Genomic DNA, 23056 nt, shown 5'->3' with positions numbered 1-23056 from the left:
ATTAATGGACAGCTACATGGAGCCAGATCCGGAGAAAACTTATATAAGCCCCAGCTTGCCATCTTTTGGTAACAAAGATTTGAAAATACGAATTGCCTCAAAAGCGATAGTTAGTAATGAAGGATATGAGTTCGCAAAAATTAAGGATGAAATTATACTCAGGCACAAGCTAGATGCATCAACTTATATAACAGCGAAGTTTTTTGAAAGTAGCAAGGAAATATTTGTTCTATCTATTCAAAAGTTTTCCACGCAAACTGGACAGCCTTATGGTTCTGGTTTTTCTTTTATAGGTGATGAAATTGGTAAGTTTATTGAATTTCTAGCTAACATTAATTCAATGGGCTTTAACGGCAATGGTCCCATGAAAATTACGGATGAGGAGCTTAGGGAAATCGTTTTAACTAATAACCAAGCTTCACAACTTTTAAATGGGAATGAGGTGGCTATCTCTGAGGCGCTTAAAACACATGTGACTAAAAAAGATATTATATCAATAGCATACCGTAAAAAACAACTTGATACATTTAATCGACTTCTTAATGATGAAGCATTTTTTGAATATGCTAAGAAAGAAAAAAACTGTTCGAATGAGGCTTTGTGGCAAAAGTTTTTTGAAAAAAATCCTTGGATTTTTGGATATGGATTAAGTTATATCTACTTATCAAGTTTGAACGATAAGAAAATAGAGCAAGTTGTTCAGGGAGTGCAGATTGGCCAACATGGAAAACGAGTTGATGGATTGCTGAAAACAAGAGGTGCAATTTCTAATCTATGTTTCGTTGAAATAAAAACAAATACAACTGGTTTACTAGCTAATACTCCATATCGCTCAGGTTGTTGGGCCCCATCTAGTGAATTAACTGGTGCGGTGGCACAAATTCAAGGGACAGTTTCTTACGCTATGGATTCAATAAAAAGGAATTTAAATTTAACAGATTCTTATGGGGATCCAACGGGAGAGGAACTATTTAATTTTAATCCAAAATCATTTTTGGTTGTAGGTAATCTCTCTCAGTTTTCATCTGATAATGGTATCAATCATGATAAATTGCGGTCGTTTGAAAATTTTAGAAGCAATTTGATACGTCCAGAAGTTATCACTTTTGATGAGCTGTATGAAAGAGCTCGGTTTATTGTTGCATTTAGCGAAAATATATGATCTCTTTTTTATATGAAAACTATAGATACCCCATAATGATCAAGGGGCTACAAATATTGTGGCGCCATGAACCGTATCCCTAATTATTTATTTTCGGAGCCCGTCCACGCTTTCTGGTGGTAGGTTCATTACTGTTCTAATGCTGGTTCCAATGCTGCGAATAATGTCTTCGCGTGGGCCGCTGCGCCAGTCATCGCTTGCATAAAAAGCATTGAGAATCGCAGCCATTTTTTCAGCGCTGTCAAAGGCGCGAATCAGGTAGTAGCAATCCGGATCATGAAGCGAGTTACCAAACGACACGACATCGATCCCGTGTCCTTGGTGTAGGGGAACACTGATTTCCTGCATGATGGCATGAAAAGCGGCACCGCTGCCTTTGCGTAAGGTGTATTGCAGTATTTCGACGATTCTCAAGCGTTATCTCCGTGTCGCCCTTGGGCGGCTCCTGGTTGACAGTAATAAAGTAAACCGGACTGGGCCATTAAGCTACTACTAATCAGTCAGTCATCCGTAAGCAGGAGCAGCAAGCCCCCTCAGACGCGCTGGGAAGCTCTCTGGCGAGTTTTTTAAAGAAGGTAGTGGAAATCATGGTGCAAAATTCGCGGCGCTCTCATAGAGTTCCTGGCGTAGCCAAGTGAAACAGGTTGCATTCGAATGGAATCAAAATGCCGCGTGATAACCTGTCATAACTATATTATGCGGCCACACATAATCCCGGCTATAAAAGCTCAAAAACTTCTCCGGCAAGTTTTTGAGCTGATGGCTGTTACCAGTCTTTTGCAGCAGAGCTACTTTCAGTCACGATCTCACGTTTGTATTGTTCAACAATATCATTCAACGCTTTTTTAGCTTTTGCTTGTCCACCAACAGTCATATTTGGCGAATCTATAGCAGGGAACGCAATCCCGCTGGCTACATGAGCCGGACGATAAATGTGGATATCATCAAAGGTAATGCGGGCTTTATCATCCTTTGTGTCGATTTTCATAGTGAATTTATATCGAACATCTTCATTAGCCAAGCAATCATTAAAACCGTCACATGGGTATTTAACATTCCCTTTACCAACAATCGAACCTTCTTCTTTATCGGCATATTGAATCACGCTGTTAGAATCAGTGAAGGCCTTTGCAACCCAAATTTTGGAACTGCTGTAAAGTGCATCCTTTTTAACCCCGGGAACGTTAACAACACTGACTATACTACCCAGCGGTTGTTTAGCTGCTTCCATATCTGGTGAGGTAACACAACCAGTCAACACTGTAATACTGGATACAATCAAACTTGCTAAAATAGCTTTCATCATTACTTTGTTCATTCGATTTGTCCTTAGCGCATTTTTATTAAGTGCAGTATGTAAATATGGCGCGGAATGAAGTTGGTTTCTCAAAGCCGCAGGAAAGGTCTCGCTTTTCTATTGTCAGCCATAGTGGATATAGGCCATAACAGCGACAGCAACGAGTGCGCCAAAACGTAATAAGCCTTTACGATGCTTGGTTACCCATTTCCGCTCGTAACGCAGCGGCGTGTAGAATGGAGTTACCCATTTAAGGAACTCTGCGTTGAGGTTGTCCAAAGACACTTCGGGTTCTTTAAGATTGCTGGCGACGATGTATTGGCGTCGTAGTAAATCGACCCGGCAGTTACCGATGCGTTCTCTTTCAGTTGTAAGCTCAGACTCATCAACGAAATTAAACGACTCTATGACAACTTGGTGTGCGGCCTGTAAATCTTTATGGGTGACAAAAGCATCACAGGTGATCAGGCTCCCTTGAGAGGTGAATGTCTGGAGGTCGATGCCGTGAGTTGCTTGTAAATTATCAATTAGTTGTTGTCTGATGCCTCTATAAAATGGCCGGATGTAACCCCATTTGGGATCGATATCTCGACCACACTCCACATAGCTGAAAAACTCGCCTTCTATGGAATTGCCATGCCAATCAAAGCGCACATAACCATCCGGTTGGGCTTGGTAATAACTGGATACGGGCATAAGCTTCCTTGAGAAAGACGATCAGAAAATTCCTAAGTAGCTAATTGAACTATGTGGGAGAGAATTTTTCAACAATGTTTATCTGCAAGTATAAGGATGATTTTGCAACCCCCGAAGTTTTTGAACGCAATGCCTAAGAGGGGGGCTTCCAAACCTAGGACCTCCACTTTTTCGCGCCCAGCTTATTTGGCTGCATTTGCACCGCGAACACGTTGAAGGTTAACAATGTTTGGTTCGTGTTTGATTGAAAGGAACAGCAACCAACAAACAGTGATAACTACGGTATGTAAGCTAATAGTTGAGTTGCTATATATAGTTATTAAGAGAACTGCATCCAGACCAGCAGGAATGCGGCTTCTTTCTTGCTGATTGTCACTTTTTTTTGGAATAGGGGAACGGGCCGCGGCTCAAACGTTGAGACGGCGTAAAGCACCTTTGACGGAGTTTTGCAGATCGTTAACAACCGCCAGATGAGAGCTTTCTTTACGCAGGCGCTTATCACCGTTGACCATCATCCAGCTACGTTTATCCCTACGGCCGATATTATCGAAAGAATGCAATCCGCGTTCGGCTGTAGCATCGTTCACCTTACGAACCGCATTGATAGCGGTAACCCGGAACATATCACCGTTAGCCATCATTTCAGGTTCAATTGGTTTGCGAAATTTGAACAGGTGAGTGAGGGTTTCAAATCGAAAGCGCTGCATGTCGCTAAGACGGTGAAGAGAGTAGTGAGTGAGCGCAGCACCTTTTAACGTGACTTCAACACGAGCGCGTTGCTCTTCTACAGGTAGTTTCTGACCGTTGTCAGTGCGTTTGTGGTAGACCTGCCACGAGATGTTGTCCCACTTGTTACCTGTCCTGAAGTTTCGATATGGAGTGATACGTGTTCCGGGGAAAAGGTAGACGTTTTTCCACGAAGTGGGATTGAATTGCCTTGGTCGGGTTCCGTTACTAAATAGGCTTGTCTGAAGCCGATAGGTCATTGCTCTTGTCGCTGATACTGACCGTTGCTTATGCCTGAAATCGCAGAAAACTTCGACTCCCACGATTTGCGGCTCATGCACAAAGGGGAAACGGTTTTGCAGTGATTTGAGTGCCGTTTCCAGCTTCCCGCAATGTTTTACCAGTAGATCGCGGAAGCGAATCCGAAACACATCGTTAGTGTTGCTTATCATGGGCTTTACCCACGGTTTTATGTTGTTACCGGGACGGAGTTCGCATGATGTCAACTTTGAGATACGTAGGCCGCAGGGTTCAACCCAGAGTTTTAATCCAGTGAGTTTATGTAGTTCGTCTTGGATGAAGCGATGCTGGGTCCGTTTGGATAAACTGACTTTTATGTCCAGCCAGTCGATCCCGGCTGAAACCTTAAAGGATTTGCGGTCTGCTTCGGTAGCTTTGCATTTTCGACTTTTCATAGTGCGACCTTATTGAACGAAACCTCAAAAACGCCCATAGGGTCATTAGCTGATGGGGGAATTTGAGTGTGTTTTGAGCAAGGTAGCACAACGATTTTCTTATAAAAACCTTATTTTTCATGGGACTGCGTTCAGTTTTTGAAAGCACTCATCGTCATTGGTTTAAAGGTATGAGAACACTGTCATTTTTCATATATAAAGGATGCCTTGGCTCACCTGTGGCGTTTAAGACGAAGCACATTGCGCTCGCTGGTAATAGCTGACGGATGGCCATTGAGCGTTTAAGGTGTCTGCCTTCGTTTCCCCATGCAGCAACGATAAGGCCTGCTCCGTCGATAAGTCGCATTAAGTGGCTGTCGTTGTCGGCTCCAATAGGGTCGGCTGCTTTCATCATCTCAAAGCGGTCGGTATGAACGAAAGCAAAAAGGTTGGCCATATAGACACCACCGTAGCCCCAGCTCTTGGCAAACGATATGCAACGGCTCAATGTTTGATCATCGTTCTCAACATCGGCGTATGAAGGGTTTAGCCCAATGAAAAGGGTATATGGTTTTGATGCGTCCCAGATCCGTGATAACGAGTAGCGATACTTTCTACACGGTGAAAATATAGCGTCTTTGATCATTTCCTGTGTCCTTATGAAGTGATGGATTCAGCCTAACAGGTTTACACGTAGTTTAAGCGCCAAAAAACGACCGTTTTCCGACACCTTCCAATCGCGTGCTTTCATACTGTTGGAAAATTAGCCTTGGCTTTTCTGGCAGGCCATCCTAATGTTGGCCTCGTTTTCTGGCAGGGGCCGGATGAGGAGATGACTATGGCGATTTTTGGCTACGGGCGTGTTTCGACATCGCAACAGGATACTGAGAACCAACGGCTGGAACTTGGGCAGGCTGGGTGGCAAATTGATTACTGGTTCGCTGATGTTGTTAGCGGGAAGGTTCCGGCAATGCAACGTAAAGCGTTTTCTGAAATGCTCAATAAAATCCGTGATGGTGAAACGTTGGTGGTAGCGAAACTCGATCGTCTGGGGCGTGATGCGATTGACGTCCTGCAAACGATAAAGGCGCTGGCTGAGCGTAATATCAAAGTCATTGTCCACCAGCTTGGCACAACTGATCTCACCTCTGCTGCCGGTAAGCTTCTGTTGTCGATGCTGGCAGCAGTTGCGGAGATGGAGCGTGACTTGCTAATTGAACGCACTCAGGCGGGGCTGTCACGAGCAAAAGCCGAAGGCAAGAAGCTGGGAAGACCGTCGAAAATAGCGCCTGAAGCCCGTGACGCGATTGTAGAGAAAAAGTATAGCGGAACCAGTGTCAGTGCGTTAGCACGAGAATATGGCGTTTCTAGAGCAACTATAGCGTCTATCATGTCTTTAAACGAGAGCAGAGTGTCACAGAATGAGAAGGATGAGATTGATGTCATTTATAAGGTGTTGTAGATTTTCTGAGTAGCTCATGATCGTCATAATGAGATAAGAGCGTAGTAATCATTATAGGGGGTGTAAATGTCGCTTGTTCTTCCTGTGAGATTAGATAGCGAAATATTAATTTCGAACGGAAATGATTCTTTTTCGATAACTCAATTAACAGATTTTTATATAACTGGTAATTATAGGTTTTTTGATTTGTCTGGGATGCCAACAAAGGTGAATGGTTATGACTCTTCAAATGAAAATGAAGGTAGAGGACTGAGGGTAACCAATCTATGTGGGATTCTAAATGGAGAATTTCTTAAGCTATGTCCAAAATGTGGTCAGGCCAAGAACTTTTATCATTATGGAGCTTCATATAGAACGACTAATGAGAAAAGAGACCAAAGTGAATGTGAGGTTTGTAGAGGTAATTATTAAAAAATTAAATGTTGCTAGGTGGTTTTTATGACAAGAGTAACTTCTGAATCCCACATTGGCGAGCTAGGTTCAGCGTTTTTACAATATCTATGTAGTAAACAAGAAGTAATTTACCGTCCAGTTAGGATTTTTGATGTTGGTATAGATGCGTTTATTGAGCCTCAAGTGGGCAATATTGCTACAGGAGCAATGATAGGAGTTCAAATAAAAACAGGGAAAAGTTTTAAAACGAGTTCAGGTCGTTATTCTTTCAAAAGTGATAAAGCTCATTTTGAATATTGGTCTAGATGCACTTTGCCTATAATAGGTGTCGTCTATGATCCTGAGGATGAAAAAGGTGTTTGGGTTAATTTGAGCGATATAGCTAAGGACAGGCTTACCAATAAAGGGCCATGGGTAATTAATCTTTCGGTTCAAGAACACTTATTAGACTCTGACAGCTTGCAAACCCTTATTGATAGCGCTGAATTAACAAGGATTAAGAAAGATTTTATTAAATTTTCTTACTTAACCATGCCTCAATCGAATCAAAAGAAAGAGAAAGATTCATTTCAAAATTTAAGCACCATCTCATCTCATACTGCATGGGATGAACTATTAGATACTTTTCTTTCCCTTCTTTATGATGACAGAATTGTTGCTGATGCTGGTTATAGATTAAGTTTATATTTCCCGAAGGAAAAAAGTGATTTTCGCTACCAATATATAATAAAAAGATTGTCTTTGCTTAATGATGTCCAGTTAATCAAAATGATATTTTCAGTGAAGGTTGCATTGGATGATTGTTATGAGCATGTGGCGGAGCATATATGTAATATAATGAGATACATTCCAGATATATGTTTAAGGTTGGAAAGTATTATCTTCAACAATAATTTGAGTAATGATGTGAATGCTGTTGCTATTCAATTGATTGAATCTTTATCAGAATATGAACGTCAAGATTTATGGGACATGATTAGTAATAAAAGGTTGTTGTAACATGATTTCTATATTTTTGGGGGCCGGTTTTTCTAAATGGGCTTTCGATTTGCCACTGGTAAGTCAGCTTTTTGATTTTAATATCTCTTACCTTACTGCCTCAGAAGAGAAAAAGCTCTATCTAATTAAGGAGGATTGGTCTGTCTGGATACAAAAAAATCCGGAAGCAACATACGAAAATTTTGTTTATTGATGTATTAATAAATCTTCTCACCGTAGGAGCAGAGTTGTTTGGTATGTTAATAGAAGGTTAACTGAACCATTCATTACTAGGATTCGTGGTGGATATTCTGCTGCTATGTTCGATGAAAAAATTGTGAAAAAAAATGAAAGGATAGTTTTTTTACGTAATTTATTTAATGAGCTAGAGCGGGCTGGTTTAAAAAATATCATTACTTGTAATTATGATAATATTGTCGAGTATATCCTAGGTTGCTCTGGATTTAATTATGGTATAAAAAATGAAATTTTAGTGGGAAGAGGAAGAAATCCACAATTTCCTTGGCAAAATGCAGATGTGAGAGTTACTGGTGAGATCCTGCTGGCTAAATTACATGGCTCTTTATCGTGGGACAAATATAATAAATACACCAGCGGCAAACCTGGCAGGACAGGGAAAGCTTTAATTGTTCCCCCTGCTCCTGAAAAAGAACCTCCGCTTGAATTACTAGATGTTTGGACATTTGCTAGGAATGCCTTAGCCAATAGCAAAGTCTTAATTGTTTTTGGTTTTTCTTTTAATGCGTATGATAATGCTTTGCTGAATCTATTGAGGGAAAGTGGCTCAAATTTGAAAAAGGTAATTTTGATAGATCCCTATCCGAAAGTTGATGAGGCCAAATGTCTTTGGCCTTCGGCATCAATAGAGACTATCAACCCCTTAAATGATATTGTTTTTCCGGAAAAGTGGTTCGAAATATTATGAGCAGGTTGCTTAATTTATTCAAATGAAGCTGCGATTACTTCCCCGGTATTGGCGTTGAAAACACAAAAATACTGAAGCGGTGTTTGCATCCCAAGACTGTTAATAGCCTTAGCCTGTTGTCCAAATGCTTGAATCGTTTTCTTTTTCTCGTCGTGCCATAAGTAAGTTCCGAAAACCGGTTGAGCTTCACTTTCCTGCCACACATGGCGAAACGTCGCTTTATTGTCCATTACCTGCTTGCACTGTCTGACGGGGTTGTGGTGCGCTTTTGCATAGCATTCCGGTGTATTATCTGAGCAAGAAGCACCTTGCTTTTCTGTTGTGTGTTCTGCACTCACAGCAGAAAACGCACACACTCCCAGCACCAAAGCGAGAGTTCCCAAAATGCCCCATGATATTGCTCGTATGCTGCTGATCTGCCGCTTTATTGAAACGTGAGCAACTATGCTGTAACTGGCCCAGCTAAGCACGGCTCCCGCTGCCATCGGTAATATAAAGCCTGATTCCGTCATGATTCCCTCATTTGCCAAACAACATCACAGCTTGTAGTGAGTGCTGGAGACACTTAACCAGTGATGACCATCATACGGTTTTGATTTTATTTGTCACTATTGGTATTCATTTTGAATCTATTTGGTGTAGTGATACAGGCTTCTTGCGAGGGAGATTGTGCTCACAAATAGAGCTTTTAGATTCAAAATGTCTCATATGGAGCGTGGCCTTACAGTGGTCAAAACTGCACATTCAGTGCATGAAAAAGACCTTGAGAATACAGTTTGGCGAGCGGGTAAAAGAACTGCGCATTGCCACCGGAATGAGCCAGGAAGCCTTTGCTGATCGGTGTGGGTTTGCTCGTAGTTATATGAGTCGTATTGAACGTGGTGGCTCCAACGCGTCTCTTGATGCGATTGAGGTGCTGGCTAACGCTCTGAGTGTTGAGCCATGGCAGTTATTAGCGTCTGACTCATCTAAAGATGACGACCCGGAACTGTTGGTTCCATACGCGGCCGATGGCTCGTGCTTTAATCCTGGACTTGCGAGTAGTCGCGATGGTTCGTTTGGCGTAGGTGATAAAGCGGCTCAGAAGCGTTTTGGCACGTTTTCCGAAGCACTTGAGTATCTACGTAGCATGGAGACCGCAAGGTGGCGTAGGCCCAATGCCAGTGGCAACTGGGGCATTGTTTCGGCAGTGCGGTGGGGCAAACTGAGAAAGTGAAGTAAGTGTAAGTTTATGAATTCTGGATGCTGTATTAATGAACAGTCTTCTTTGGCAAAAGGTGAGACACCTATGAATCAGTCTTACTCTTCTATAAGAGTCGACAAAACATCAAAATCTAGGTGCGTTACGTAGGCGTTACAGTGGCATTTCACTTCGGTAGTGGAGAGTTTTTTGAACAATAATCATTTAATATCATATGATTGGCTAAATGCGCTGAATAATCTTGAGTTACTGTCACTTCATTCCGAAATTTTAACGCAGTTGCGTTTTAGAGGTGTCATTCGCACCAAGAATAATCCTGTTGGTGACTATGCTGAATGGCTGGTTTCTAAAGCACTGGGTATGACTCTTCTCAGTAATTCGTCGGCGGGCGCTGATGCCATTGATGCTAATGGCCTGAAAGTGCAGATCAAAGCTAGGAGAGTTACGCCGGATAATCCTTCCCGGCAGCTTAGTGCCTTGCGTAACTATGAGGCAGCCGATTTTGATTATTTAATCGCGGTTATTTTCGATGAGACTTACAACATTCTTGATGCTTACAAAATCCCACATGAAGTAATTCGAGATTATGCACGGCATAGTGACCACGTTAACGCACATATCATTAACCTCAAGGGCGCGATTCTTACTGATCCCCGAGTTAGTTCCATCAAAGAAAACTTGATTGTCAGGAGTTCGGCTTCAGTCAATGAAGCGGCTATGCAAACCCTTCCACCCGAACCTATGGAAGAGGTTTTGAATCAACCAGAGAAGATAACGAGTAGTGTTACCCTGGTCAGCCTCCTTAAGGCTATTGGGATGGAGTGCTTCGTAAACTACTACCATCATTTTGCCGATTCAAATTTACCAAGCGCTTATATCATTGAGCAAATGCACTCACGTGAGGGTTATACAGAGAAAAGTTGCCGGAGCCGTCTCAGTAAAGCGCGAAAAGTGATCAGGGATGGTTTAAGTATTGAGGCTTTGGCGTTGATCGCTGACTCTGAGCGAATACAAGATTCTGTCAGAAATGACGCGCTAAAACTTATCAGCGTTCTGGAGTGAAGCGGTTTGCAAAACGTTGTAGTTCCTCCTACAAAAACCTCCTACAATGCATCACGTTTTTGTTAATAAATCCATGGGATTACGAGAACTTTGGAGCGGGGGTGATTTCCCTTCGCCCGCTCCAGACTCATGTCTCCTGAAACCTATCAAACTCAATTTTTCCGTGATATATCAGCAGTTATAGCATCCCATTAATCTATTGAACTCAATTGTACTCGCCCTGGGTCAAGCTCAATGTGGGGGTATGGATGGGGGTATAATTGTCCCCCTTCTGAGAGGCACCCCCAATGAAGCTGACAGCTCGTCAGGTTGGAACTGTAAAACCCAAAGAGAAACCTTACAAACTCGCTATTGGCGTTTATCCCGATATTTCATCAGCTGAAGCCATATGTGGGCGAGAGGATGCAAAAAAGGACATGAGCGGCTGGCAAAGAACCTTCTCTTGAACAGAAAATTGAGAAACTTAGTCGTCAACAAGATGCAGAAAACTCGTTTGAGGCTATCACGCGGGAGTAGTATCAGCGTCGCTATGACCGCTGGTCTGTGTCCTGTCGCGAAGAGATGATGAGAGCCTTTGAAAAGGATGCGTGAAGTGGTTTACTGAATTTCGCCCCTCTGTAAACACTTTTATAGAGTATGAACTTGAGCAACATGACCAGCTTCTACATGGTGTGGCGAAGACTGACTGAACCGGTCAGCCAGCAGCGACCGGATAATGGAAATGCAAGCAGTTGTTATTACCCGTTCTGGTAGCTGTTAAGGGTTACGGGTTATGAGAAAATAACTGACGCAAACGGTTTCGTGGTTTCGAGCCGTTGTAGACACATTATTTATTGCTGTGATGGCATTGTTGTTTAGCATTTTATTTCTGACGTCTCCGCTCCCTGTGGAGACGTTTTTTTCTCACTGAATCGCCACATATTTAACAGACACCTCGCAGTCATTTAAGATGGCTCAATGAGGAAGTACATCATTTCGAGCTTCTCCGCCTACAGAGCGTTGTAGAAAAATAAGTAAGTCTGCTTAAGTTTATTTGCCACTTCGGCAGCCTCCTGCACATGCCCATATAAACCGTTAATGGTTACCCCTGTCTACCTGTCGTTATGCGGTTTAGCGATAAGTTGTTGACGTGCAGTTAAAAATATGGCGCTGACCACCTTAGCAGGGGCGTCTATCTTATCACTACAACTAGCAACATAAGTATGTTGACGAACTCATGCTTATAGGCATAACATTAGTGTGGTTAATGTTTAGGGACAAATCGTACATTGATGTATTTTTGTCAAATACTGATGGCGCGGGCGTAAATGATTTAAGCATCCATGACAACGTAGCGAAGCTGTATTGGTTCGGATCGCAGTTCCTGTCACAACTAGAGAAAATGTAGCTTCATGAGCGCTTATAACGCATGGACTCAAACGACGCAATCGTTTGCGGGGAGTGGTAAGTGTAGACAACAGAAAAAGAAAAGTTGGAAAGATTGAATACCTGATAAGTTGCGCGGGGCTTGTCTTATGGATTCGAAGCTGCATACGTGTCTCTCGTTATGTCGTCTGGGACAAGGTTCCAACTCTAATACGGTGTACTTGTGATAACGGTACCCGAGGCTGAGAACGATTTCGATCTCTCGCTTTTATGACGTAATCAATCAAAAGCTTTTGTGTTGTTGGGCACTGGCTATAGGTGATGGTTTGACCGCTTATAGCGAGGTAGACCTCGGCAGGCTGCTTTTTATCACATATATAGGGATGTATATGCAGGGGGGGAAGTCTAGCCGAGGCAACAGGAATCATCATTTTTTCCGTTGTTCTTTGATGTCGTGAAAACCGTGTGTGAGTTGGTAAGTGTGGTTAAAAAGCGTCTCATACAAGCGCTAAATTGGTGAGATATGGCATCCCGCCAGTTCTGAAGCCGAGCAATGAAATGTGGAGTATTAATGCGAGAAGTTATTTAGGCCACAAGACTGATAGTTTAAGCAGAAAAACAGTGTGCAAATATGGTCAGTATTTCTGGTAGAAATAATTCCTGAATTAGTTCATTCGAGCCAACTGAAATACACCCCGCATACCAGTAGCGCGCTCATCATGACAGTTAATGGGTGTGGTAGGTTAATGCTTAACTTAGATGGGGTAATGTCGAAAACAATCGTTTAACTTAGAAAGCTTCAATGCTTCAAATCCCATTACATGACCAGGAGCTCAGCCGCGAAGTTGACTCAATAAAATAATTATGGATTCTACATCCCTATCTAGAATCCAGGGGAAGTCACATTCCTAATGTACTGAAATTACTTAGTATTGGCATGTAAATGTACAGTAATTGGTTATTGATCCAGTGCAATTTAAATACTTAATAATTTACACAAGGGTCTTTATGTTCTACTAAACAAGTATTTGAGAAAAATATGAATTCAAATTGCAATGAAACTGAATATGCATGTGATGTATCATTTATGGGCGAGAGTCGTTCATGCAATATGCGTGACGGATTTGTAAAAAGCAAAAATATAAATCCACACGCTATTGCAATGTGTATAGGCAAACAGAATTATTCCTATGAGTATGTGGATGACCTTGCGCGCCGTTGGGCTTCTGTCATCGTTGATGGAGCGCAATCAGAAAATTCTCGCGTTGCTATTCTTGGAGACCGAAATATTGTTTCTTACGTAGGTATTTTGGCCACGTTATATGCGGGAGCATGCTTCGTTCCTCTTAATAAAAACTTTCCAAATGAGAGAACTAGCCGCATGCTAGCGCAGGCTAATGTTGACTCAGTCATTGTTGAGTCCGCATTGCTTCCAAAATTGCTAGAAATATTAGAAGGACATGCTAAATGGCCAAACATCATTGTTCCAGATGGTGATGTAAGTGTCGGTTCATATAAAGTATTCGATAAGCGGTTAATTAATAGAAAAAGTAAGCTAGAAAAATTAGTCAATGTAGAAGAAGATGCTATCGCATACTTGTTGTTTACTTCCGGGAGTACTGGTCAGCCAAAAGGAGTTCCAATTACACATAAAAATGCGAGAGCTTTTTTTGAAGTAAATCAAAAAAGATATAAGCTTGTACCAAGCGACCGGCTAAGCCAAACATTTGAACAAACGTTCGATTTATCTTTGTTTGACGTGTTTATGGCGTGGGAGGCAGGAGCGGCGTTTTGTGCGATTAAACCAATTCAGTTGCTTTCTCCGTTTAACTATATAAAAGAAAATGCAATCACTGTTTGGTTCTCTGTTCCTTCCGTTGCGGCATTGCTAATCAAGAAAAATTTATTGATGCCTGATAGTATGCCTGGCCTACGCTGGAGTTTGTTTTGTGGTGAGGCTCTTCCGGGTTCAATTGCAGAAGCATGGAAAAAAGCTGCTCCTAATAGTATCGTAGAAAATTTGTATGGTCCAACGGAGCTGACTATTGCATGTTCTGTGTATAGGATGACTGCTAATAATAGTCATGAATACGATTTAAATCAAGATACAGTCCCGATCGGGAAGTTTTACGATGGAATAAGCTCAATCATTTTAGATCAACACGGGAAAATCGTCCTTGATGGAGAATGTGGCGAGTTATGCGTTGGTGGAGATCAAATGTTTCCGGGTTACTGGAAAAACAAAGAGCTTGACTGTGAAAAATTTATTTTTTATCGTGATATTAATAATGAATATAAACGATATTACAGGACTGGCGATATTGTAAAACGATTGCCGGATGGGAATCATATATATATCGGAAGAATGGACCAGCAAGTTAAAGTTGATGGTTACAGGGTTGAGTTAGGGGAAGTTGAAACCGCATTACGTCGAGCAGGATGTGTAGAGGCAGCTGCATTCACATTGGCACAAAAAGGAAATAGTCACTCTCTTCACGCAGCTGTAACAGGGTGTGTTGACAAAATGGATATTATCGCAGATATGAGAAAAAATTTACCTGCATATATGATTCCAAAGAGTATTGAAATCCTTGATTGTATGCCACTGAACGCAAATGGGAAGATAGATAGAGTCTCATTACGAAACCTGTTCATTGAGAATAGGGCCCTGCAGGAGTTGGAAATTATTTAATATAACGCAATTATGATGCATGCACATAATATGTAAAACATATTGCTGTTGATCATGTACTCTAATATATCTGATACAAGTAAAGTGACTTGTTATGAATGCGAAATTAATATTCGAGAAAATATCTCATGCAAAAAAATAATGTTAGTATTATGGACGCGGTTATTGCCAAAACACTAGAGTTGACTGAAATAGAAATGACTGATGATGTTGAATATCAATCAATTTACCAATGGGATTCTCTCAAGCACGTATCACTTATGTTAGCCATAGAGGCTGTATTTAATATAAAAATAGACGACAATTTAATTGTAGAGTTAAATACAATTGGTGCGCTGCGTAAGTTTGCTTCTGAAATTGATAAGAAAAATGATGATATGAACGTTTCAGAACAGTCAAAATGTGAAAATAGTAAGATACAATCAGAAATCCATCGTGGATTAAACAACGTTTATGTGGATCGGAGCAGTATAACCAATATTGATGGGCAGAGAGGTGCTTTGGAGTATAGAGGGTACTCTATACATGATCTTGCAGAAAATTCAACATTCGAAGAAACTGCATATTTGCTTATCTATGGAGAGTTGCCATCTTGCAAAGCGCTAAAACAATTCTGTAATGAATTGTACAGTATGAGGCAAGTACCTAATCAGGTCATGAAATTAATGGAAAGTCTTGCCGACGCACACCCGATGGAAGCATTGAGAACCGGTATATCCATGCTTGGGGCATTTGAAAAAAATCGAGTGAATTCAACGCGCGACCAAGTTATACGAAAAGGCATAAAATTAACATCACAAATCCCTATTCTAATAGCGGCTCATCATGCGGCAAGAATGGGAAAATCTTTGGTACCAATGAAATTTGATTCTTCGCACGCTGAGTTTATGCTTCATTTGCTTTTGGGAGAGAAACCTTCGGATTTAGCAGTAAAATTAATTGATCGAGATTTGATAATTCATGCAGATCATAGTGCTAATGCGTCCGCTTTTACTGCAAGGATCGCCACGGGTTGCCAATCGAATATGCATGCAGCGATTACTGCTGCCGTAGCTGCATTCTCCGGTGGGTTGCATGGCGGTGCTGCAGAATGTGTTATGCAGCTGATTGATGATGTTGGTGCACCAGAGAATGCCGTAGCTTATGTTCAAGAACGTTGGAAACGAAATGAACCGGTAATGGGATTTGGACATCGGGTATACCGAACTGAGGACCCTCGAGCCAGACATCTACGTGCAGCGGCTCTGAACCTAAGTTCTGTCAATAATGACATGAATGATTATGAAGTCGTTCAGGCAGTTGTGGACGCTATGACACCATATGCGAGGCATGGCATCGATGCCAATGTTGATCTATATGCCGGGTTAGTTTATCGACAGCTTGGTCTACCGGATGATTTAGCTGTGCCAGTTTTTGTTGCTGGTCGCACCGCTGGCTGGGTTGCACAGATTTTGGAGCAGTATGATAACAATATATTAATTCGCCCTTTATTGAAATATGTAGGGCCATCAAAATGTGAATATAAAAAAGAGAATATATAAATGAAATCAACAGGAAATAAAGATGTTGATGTCGAAAAAATAGTAAATATATGTGGGGAATATATCCGTGTTTGGGATGTTAAATCGCTCGGAATAAATGAAGGAATTAGTATTTCCAGTCTCCCTTTTGTTGGGCGTCTTCTGGTAGAGGCTATTGTACGTAGAGGATTGTTAACGGATGCTAAGCATTTAATGCATAGATTGGCTTCCGGGGAAAACCCTGATTGTGAATTTGCGTTCTTGCCTGCGAGAATATTGATGCAGGATTATACTGGAATCCCGGCTCTGGTCGATCTGGCCGCATTGCGTGAGCATGTTCATGCATGGGGGGGGAATGAAAGAAGTATCAACCCTATTATCCAAACTGACATCGTTGTTGATCACTCAATATTAGTTGACAGTGCAGGCCACAAAGATGCAATAAAGATCAATACAAATCTAGAGCGTCAACGTAATCGAGAACGCTATAATTTTCTAAATTGGGCTGCAAGTAAGTTTTCAAATCTTAATGTTGTTTCTCATGGTCAGGGAATTGTACATCAGATCAATCTAGAACGGTTGGCAAACTTGGTTGTGTTTCAAGAAACTGATGGAGTAACAAGTGCATATCCAGATAGCGTAATTGGAACAGACAGTCATACGACCATGGCAAATGGTTTGGGTATACTTGGTTGGGGAGTAGGAGGTTTAGAAGCAGAAGCGATCATGCTTGGAGAGCCGATATGTACAAAAATCCCACCTATAATTGGTGTTCAATTGTATGGAAAGCCGAAGCCAGGTGTATTTGCTACAGATATTGCATTAAACCTAACTCGCGTTCTTCGGGAACACAATGTTGTCGGCTCGCTCATTGAGTTTTATGGTCCTGCACTGAAAGATCTTCCTGCTGCCGATCGTTGCACAATTGCTAATATGGCCCCAGAGTTTGGTGCCATGTGTGCATATTTCCCGATTGATAGTCTAACAATTGACTACATGCGTCAGACAGGACGAGATGCAAAAGAACTCCAAAGGATCGAGACATATTATAAACAGCAGGGCTTTTGGAATTTCAATTCAGATGACACACTTGTATTTGGCAAGTCTTTGCATTTTGATTTAGGAAGTGTTGAAACAACGGTCGCTGGTCCACATTATCCACATCAACAATTGAATTTGTCACAGTTAAGGAATGCTGTTAAATATACTGATATTAACAATTCAGAATCAAATATACATGACGGTGATGTTGTAATTGCTGCAATTACATCATGTACAAACACATCCAACCCTAAGGGGATGCTTGCAGCAGGTTTAGTTGCAAGTAAAGCTGTTGCCTTGGGCCTATCAGTACCATCTTACGTGAAAACAAGTTTAGCTCCTGGTTCTCAAGCCGTTACGAGATACTTGTCTGATGCTGGCTTGTTGCCTGCATTAGAATTGCTTGGATTCTATGTTGTTGGATACGGATGTACAACATGTAACGGTGGGGCTGGGGAACTGAACGAAGGTGTAGCTGATACGATTGTAAAGCAAAATTTAAGCGTTGCAGCGGTCCTTAGCGGTAATCGCAACTTTGAAGGCAGAGTGCATCGTCTAATTAAAGCAAACTACCTTGCGTCACCTGCGCTAGTAGTAGCTCTCGCGATTGCGGGGACAGTACGTAAAGATTTGACAAATGAACCAGTTGGTATCGGCAGTTCAGGGAACCTGGTATATTTAAGTGATATTTGGCCGTCAGATGATGAAATTGATGAACTAGAAAATAAATATGTTACACCTGATATTTTTAAGTCCATTGCTATATCTGATGAAACTACATCAAGTTGCATTGATGAAGATTTATATTGTTGGGATATTGATTCTACATATATTCAGCGCCCACCATATTTTGATATGTCGGAAAATGTGGGGAAGGAAATAGTAAACGCTTGTGCTTTGCTTGTGCTGGGGGATAATATTTCGACAGATCATATATCCCCCGTCGGTGCTATTGCAATTGAATCACCTGCTGGTAAATATCTGGAGAAGGCTGGGATTCATTACTGTAATTATAATACTTACGGTTCACGTCGCAGTAATCATCAGGTTATGATGAGAGGTACATTTGCAAACACAAGCTTACACAACGAATTAGTGCCAATGAATAGTGGCGGGATGACAAGATATTGGCCTGAAGGAATTGTTGCAACTGTATTCGATGCTGCTCAGCATTATAAATCAAAAAACACGCCATTAATTATAATAGCAGGTAAAAATTATGGCATTGGATCGTCTCGAGATTGGGCTGCCCGTGGACCTTGGTTTTTGGGTGTAAAAGTCGTTATCGCCGAAAGTTTTGAGCGTATACATCGTACAAATTTGATTGCAATGGGTATTTTGCCGATAGAATTTAAGCCTGGCTCAGGGCGTAGCGAATACAGTTTAACAGGTGAGGAAACGTATTGTATAAGACCTCCATATCGGCCGTTTGGAGAGGTTAATATTGTTGTAAAACGTAAAAACGGTTATGAAGAAACCATACAGGGTATTGTAAGGATAGACTCTCAAGCAGAAATGGATATTTTTAATAAAGGCGGAGTGTTCCCCTATTTGAAATCAAAATTAATAAGTTAGTTATTAACCAGGTTATATATGGGCTTTGTACTTGCACTGTAACGATAAGGTGATATGTCAATAATGGCTTTAAATTCTACTTAAATTTGTATGTATCGTTAAAATAAACAGTGTTTGCTTGATTTTTCAATTATTCATAGAGCAATATGAGTGAAGTAAAAGTTAAAGATCAAGTTGCTCTGGGCTATTGGTCAATTAAAAGCCGACAGCGTGCTATATAGGTTTTCGTTCCCATGCATGTTTTATCGGTTTTGTGATTAATAATTAAGATGTTAACGGAAAGTATACTTAATAATCATGCAAGAAAATAAATCAATTACTCTTATAAAGAAACTCGGGTTATTTAATGCTCACGCTAAGCTTACTGACGAACGATTTGCATTGTTTGCGGAGCGAAGGCTAGCTTTTGATTGGGTACATCTGGGACAGACAGATGTTACTGTAAATCAGCTTATAGAGCTACTAGAAGGCGATTGTGAGCTAGTCCCCCCTCGCTCAGGGCACTTAGGAAATTGGTATGGGATTGCGAATGGGTGCGCCGGAGCGATGGATTTTAATAGAGTGAGTACGGTAAATGGAAGAGGCTACCCTCTGATTTATTGTTTTAATCAAACTGAAGACCCTGAACTAGAAAATGGAGATTGGGTGTATCAACCAGGGTCAATTGTAGATCAGCAAGGAAGAAAATTACTATCTCTGTATACATGGAATGGTAAAGAATTTGAAAAAAGAGATCGTAATTTATCTCTGTTCTCACCATTTGTCCTTGCAGATACTGATAATGGTCTCGTTCCACTAGTTACACTGCATTTTAGCAGGATGAAAGAATTGAATGATTTTGATTTTATACTAGAACCTACATTATTTTATAATAACAAGGCGCTAGTGCGAAAAATTCTAATTGTTCTAGTGAACGATGCCATCGATCATAATAATTCCCGTGGTGCATTTCAGGATTTATTTAGCCATCAGGTCTCTTTGGATGGAAAAATATGGAGAGAGTATATTGAGTATGATGGAATTAGATTTAAGATGGGGGATTTATATTATGATAATCCGGAGCACCTTGTTGACTCAGCGTTATGCGTTCTCCAGGCTGTAGCAGATCCCAAGAAGTTCTTTGATGAAATAGAATGCTTACCGACTGTTATGCCGTTGATTAGTAATATTGTATCTCGTGTCATTTCTGCCATTCTTGCGAGTCATTATCCAAATGGTGTATATGATCGCGAAAAACAAACCAAGCCAGTCAATCCTCATTTTCATTGGGGAGCACGTGATATGGCCGGTTACCCACCATATAGGAAAGGTTATTTTTCAAAGAAAAATAGATTTAAATCTATGTGCCAAACACTGCTTAATAATTTCAGTGAGATTGATCCGATACTATTTGTTTTGATGCCAGCTTCCATTTTCATGCTTTGTACGGCAGATGCATATGATGGCGATAGCAAGCAGGTACAGAAACTAATAAAACGCGTCATTAGTGAAACATCGCATATGAATCGTCAGCCTGAATTGATGGTTATTGCCGTTGAACATGTGGTTATGCGGTGGCTTGATGAATCAAAAACGCATTTGTCAGAGTACTTTCTGAATAGGTTTCATAGGCATCGCGGTGTAAGCCATCTTCCTGAAGAAACTAAACCTTCAACTTTTAAAGAGCCAATAGGTTTCAGGGATTTAACTCTTCGTCAGGCCTGTATGATTGTTGGCGCGATGATGAAATTTATAGGAGGAGAGTTAGATTTAGTCGATGCTCCAATTAAACAGAATTGCTGACGTTACGGTAAGTGCCAGGGTAGTTGGCATTTACCGGCTACTGTATATTTTTATAATGCAATAAATTTGCATAATAACCATGCTGAATTCTCGTGCATTTTTATGTATGCATGAACTAATCAATGAAGCGAATGATTTATGGAGATGAATTATGCAATTAAGCTATAATATGATCGACTTATCTCTTTCAAGAAATTTGGTGACCACGAATGGCAGGAAACCTAAAAACTTTAGAAACATTATTGTTACATTACACAATCATGGCCTTACGGGAATAGGGTCTGCTGTTCCAGCTTATGACTATGGAACTAATGAGTCATCGCTTGCACATTTTCTCGATAAATCAACTGATATTTTGACAGGGTACGATTTAGAGAAACGACATTTGCTATTCGATTTACTGATAGGAGAGGTTGGGGGACAGTGGTCTGCATTTGCAGCGATTGACATGGCGATTCATGATTTATTAGGTAAACAAGCAAATTTACCACTATTTCAATATTTAGGGCTCGATAGCAGGAAAATTCCATATACGGCAGCTACGATAGGTATTTGCGAGCCAGATGTTGCTGTGATTGAGGCTCAGCCCTATTTAAATTGGCAAACCTTAAAGCTTAAAATGGGAAGCTGTCCTGATTACGATCGAGTATTGGCAATAAGAAGTGCCTTTACTGGTTGTCTTTGGGTTGATGGAAACGGTGCTTTTCCAGCTAAAGATGCGCTGGATATTGCAAAGAAACTTGCGGCTTGTGGTGTTGATGTTCTTGAACAGCCGGTTGCACCTGGGCAATATGATTTATTACGCGAGATTCGTACCGAGACATCTCTGCTTCTTATTGCAGATGAGGATATTCATGGACCTGAGAGTGTTCTTGCACTTGCCGGTTGTGTGCATGGAATTAACATCAAGCTACTAAAATGCGGTGGTATAAAACGAGCTATTGACATGATAACCCTGGCAAGATACAGCGGCCTAAAAATTGTGCTTGGTTGTAAGGTGGAAAATAGTGTAGGGGTGACTGCAACTGCACATTTGGCTGGGCTTGCTGATTATGTAGATCTAGACGGACACCTTGGAATTAATGGAGATCCTTACTTAGGAGTAATGATTGGCTCTGATGGAAAGATCTGCTTGCCTCTTACACCTGGCCTTGGATTGGAAACCATATAATAATATTAAATATTTGATTGATTTGATCTTAAGAGTCAAATCATCTTATAGATAATCATAGGTAATTATACGATGAAGGTAAATTTGAAGAAATTTCCATTTCTGATCTGGATGATTTGTACAGGGACACTTCTGTCACGTACAGGTACTTCAATGAGTGTCCCTTTTTTGTCAATAATTTTGCATTATAAATATAATCTCGACACGTCAACAACTGGCTTAATAGTAGGTGCTTCATTTATTTCATATGTGTTCGGTGGGGTTATTGGAGGTTTTTTTTCTCAGCGGTACGGTGCTGCAAAAATTATGTGCACATCTCTCGCTTTTTATTCTTTCACTTTTTTCATAATTCCTATATATGGATTTGTTTCTGATGAGGGTTTAATTGTTGTTTCGTTTTTTTTGATAAATCTGCTTTCCGGATTCTGTCGATCAATAGTCGAGTCCACAGGACAGGCTATGATTGCTAATGTTGCCCAGGATCAAAATTTGAAGAAATCAGCTTTCGCTCTTCGATATACAATGGCGAACATTGGTAATGCAATTGGACCAGGAATTGGCGGTATTCTGGGATTTACAAAATCGTTGAATGTGTTTTTCTTTCCGGCGATTTTGGTATTCGTTTACTTAATTGTCATCGGCTTAGTCTTGAAGCGAAATTCAATTAAAATTGATCAGGATAGATCAAGAGTTGATTTTTTAAGTTCTATCAAATTGCTTGCCAGTGATAAAAAACTTATGTTCTACACGCTCGGTGGAGCTTTGGTATATCTTTCATATGTGCAGCATGAAGCAACATTAGGGATAGCAATTCTGCAATTGACGAACAATAGTTCAATTTATACTGCATTGCTTATGTTGAATGCATCTTTAGTAATTGTTGCTCAATATGCTTTAAATAATAAAATGCAGAACAAACTGTCGCTGATTGCATGTGTATCAATCGGGTGCCTTTTGTTTTCGACTTCTTTTTTTGTTTTTTCAATTGCAAAACAAATAGTCGAATTATATGTTGTCGGTGAGATATTGTTTACTCTTGGTGAAATATGTACATTGCCATTGACCGGTGTTTTTATAGACTCTATCGCCCCCAAAGAAAAGAGAAATCTTTATTTTGGGGTGATATCTCTCCAATATATAGGTAGAGGTGTGGGTCCGATATTGGGTGGTTATTTATTGCAGCATTATGGAGTTAGTTCAACCTTTGTTGCTGTGGGTATTGTGCCTATATTTGCCATGCTATTTTATGTTTTTGTTCACGTTAAAGAAGCGAGTCATGACGTTTCTTCTCTTACTTAATTGTTGATATTTTG

The 23056-nt window shown here is 40.8% G+C and carries 20 protein-coding genes and 1 pseudogene; 15 read left to right on the top strand and 6 right to left on the bottom strand.

The genetic code is table 11. The annotated features are described in order from the left end of the window. Positions 1-4: 4 nt before the first annotated feature. Positions 5-1162: a Shedu immune nuclease family protein gene (locus tag V1566_RS22010; RefSeq protein ID WP_050098015.1), complete on the top strand. Its 1158-nt coding sequence runs from the start codon at positions 5-7 to the stop codon at positions 1160-1162. An 87-nt stretch (positions 1163-1249) separates the two neighbouring features. On the opposite strand, the gene V1566_RS22005 is transcribed toward V1566_RS22010, so the two are convergent. The 5 genes from V1566_RS22005 to V1566_RS21985 all read right to left on the bottom strand — a co-directional run bounded on the left by V1566_RS22005 (position 1250) and on the right by V1566_RS21985 (position 5201). Continuing rightward, positions 1250-1576 carry an NIPSNAP family protein gene (locus V1566_RS22005; RefSeq protein ID WP_050098016.1) on the bottom strand — a complete coding sequence of 109 codons (327 nt, stop codon included), beginning with the start codon at positions 1574-1576 and terminating at the stop codon, positions 1250-1252. 352 nt (positions 1577-1928) lie between these two features. Next, positions 1929-2480, bottom strand: a complete 552-nt coding sequence (locus V1566_RS22000) for a DUF4468 domain-containing protein (protein WP_062773132.1) — start codon at positions 2478-2480, stop codon at positions 1929-1931. Between the two features lie 102 nt (positions 2481-2582). Then, positions 2583-3155, bottom strand: coding sequence for a hypothetical protein (locus V1566_RS21995; RefSeq protein WP_395304629.1), 573 nt, complete (start codon positions 3153-3155; stop codon positions 2583-2585). Between the two features lie 407 nt (positions 3156-3562). After that, a complete protein-coding gene (locus V1566_RS21990) occupies positions 3563-4576 on the bottom strand; it encodes a hypothetical protein (RefSeq protein WP_062773138.1) in 1014 nt (337 codons plus the stop codon). A 154-nt stretch (positions 4577-4730) separates the two neighbouring features. Beyond that, on the bottom strand, positions 4731-5201 hold the full coding sequence (locus V1566_RS21985) for a DUF1643 domain-containing protein (protein ID WP_062773141.1): 471 nt from the start codon (positions 5199-5201) through the stop codon (positions 4731-4733). A 192-nt stretch (positions 5202-5393) separates the two neighbouring features. On the opposite strand from V1566_RS21985, the gene V1566_RS21980 reads away from it, so the two are divergent. The 5 genes from V1566_RS21980 to V1566_RS21960 all read left to right on the top strand — a co-directional run bounded on the left by V1566_RS21980 (position 5394) and on the right by V1566_RS21960 (position 8334). Further along, positions 5394-6017, top strand: coding sequence for a recombinase family protein (locus V1566_RS21980; protein ID WP_227523326.1), 624 nt, complete (start codon positions 5394-5396; stop codon positions 6015-6017). Positions 6018-6083: 66 nt separating this feature from the next. Beyond that, a complete protein-coding gene (locus tag V1566_RS21975) occupies positions 6084-6428 on the top strand; it encodes a hypothetical protein (protein WP_126440979.1) in 345 nt (114 codons plus the stop codon). Between the two features lie 27 nt (positions 6429-6455). Beyond that, complete coding sequence (locus V1566_RS21970) at positions 6456-7409, top strand: DUF4365 domain-containing protein (RefSeq protein ID WP_395304628.1); 954 nt, start codon at positions 6456-6458, stop codon at positions 7407-7409. A 1-nt stretch (position 7410) separates the two neighbouring features. Beyond that, complete coding sequence (locus V1566_RS21965; RefSeq protein WP_395304627.1) at positions 7411-7602, top strand: hypothetical protein; 192 nt, start codon at positions 7411-7413, stop codon at positions 7600-7602. A 105-nt stretch (positions 7603-7707) separates the two neighbouring features. Further along, the gene (locus tag V1566_RS21960; RefSeq protein WP_395304626.1) at positions 7708-8334 is read left to right on the top strand and encodes an SIR2 family protein; all 627 of its coding nucleotides are present in this window, start codon (positions 7708-7710) and stop codon (positions 8332-8334) included. A gap of 14 nt (positions 8335-8348) precedes the next feature. Here the strand turns inward: V1566_RS21960 and V1566_RS21955 are convergent, their stop codons facing one another. Further along, positions 8349-8846, bottom strand: coding sequence for a hypothetical protein (locus V1566_RS21955; protein ID WP_045783877.1), 498 nt, complete (start codon positions 8844-8846; stop codon positions 8349-8351). Between the two features lie 239 nt (positions 8847-9085). Between V1566_RS21955 and V1566_RS21950 the strand changes: the two genes are divergently transcribed. From V1566_RS21950 to V1566_RS21910, 9 genes and pseudogenes are all read left to right on the top strand, one after another. After that, on the top strand, positions 9086-9550 hold the full coding sequence (locus V1566_RS21950; protein ID WP_395306029.1) for a helix-turn-helix domain-containing protein: 465 nt from the start codon (positions 9086-9088) through the stop codon (positions 9548-9550). Between the two features lie 174 nt (positions 9551-9724). Next, positions 9725-10597 carry a DUF6998 domain-containing protein gene (locus V1566_RS21945; RefSeq protein WP_395304625.1) on the top strand — a complete coding sequence of 291 codons (873 nt, stop codon included), beginning with the start codon at positions 9725-9727 and terminating at the stop codon, positions 10595-10597. Positions 10598-10884: 287 nt separating this feature from the next. Beyond that, a pseudogene (locus tag V1566_RS21940) lies at positions 10885-11182 on the top strand (integrase); the annotation flags it as partial. Positions 11183-13001: 1819 nt separating this feature from the next. Further along, on the top strand, positions 13002-14654 hold the full coding sequence (locus V1566_RS21935; protein ID WP_395304624.1) for an amino acid adenylation domain-containing protein: 1653 nt from the start codon (positions 13002-13004) through the stop codon (positions 14652-14654). Positions 14655-14782: 128 nt separating this feature from the next. Beyond that, positions 14783-16195, top strand: coding sequence for a citrate/2-methylcitrate synthase (locus V1566_RS21930; protein ID WP_395304623.1), 1413 nt, complete (start codon positions 14783-14785; stop codon positions 16193-16195). Next, a complete protein-coding gene (gene acnA / locus V1566_RS21925; RefSeq protein ID WP_395304622.1) occupies positions 16196-18790 on the top strand; it encodes an aconitate hydratase AcnA in 2595 nt (864 codons plus the stop codon). Positions 18791-19087: 297 nt separating this feature from the next. Beyond that, complete coding sequence (locus V1566_RS21920; protein ID WP_395304621.1) at positions 19088-20572, top strand: DUF6025 family protein; 1485 nt, start codon at positions 19088-19090, stop codon at positions 20570-20572. Positions 20573-20723: 151 nt separating this feature from the next. After that, entirely contained in the window at positions 20724-21743 is a 1020-nt protein-coding gene (locus V1566_RS21915) for a dipeptide epimerase (RefSeq protein WP_395304620.1), read from the top strand. Positions 21744-21815: 72 nt separating this feature from the next. Next, positions 21816-23042 carry an MFS transporter gene (locus V1566_RS21910; RefSeq protein WP_395304619.1) on the top strand — a complete coding sequence of 409 codons (1227 nt, stop codon included), beginning with the start codon at positions 21816-21818 and terminating at the stop codon, positions 23040-23042. Positions 23043-23056 lie beyond the last annotated feature (14 nt).

Origin of the sequence: Enterobacter sp. ECC-019, assembly GCF_043974075.1 — a bacterium.
GTDB lineage: Bacteria > Pseudomonadota > Gammaproteobacteria > Enterobacterales > Enterobacteriaceae > Enterobacter > Enterobacter asburiae_D.
The sequence above is the reverse complement of the archived record's forward strand: the minus strand, read 5'-3'. Positions and strand labels throughout refer to the sequence as shown.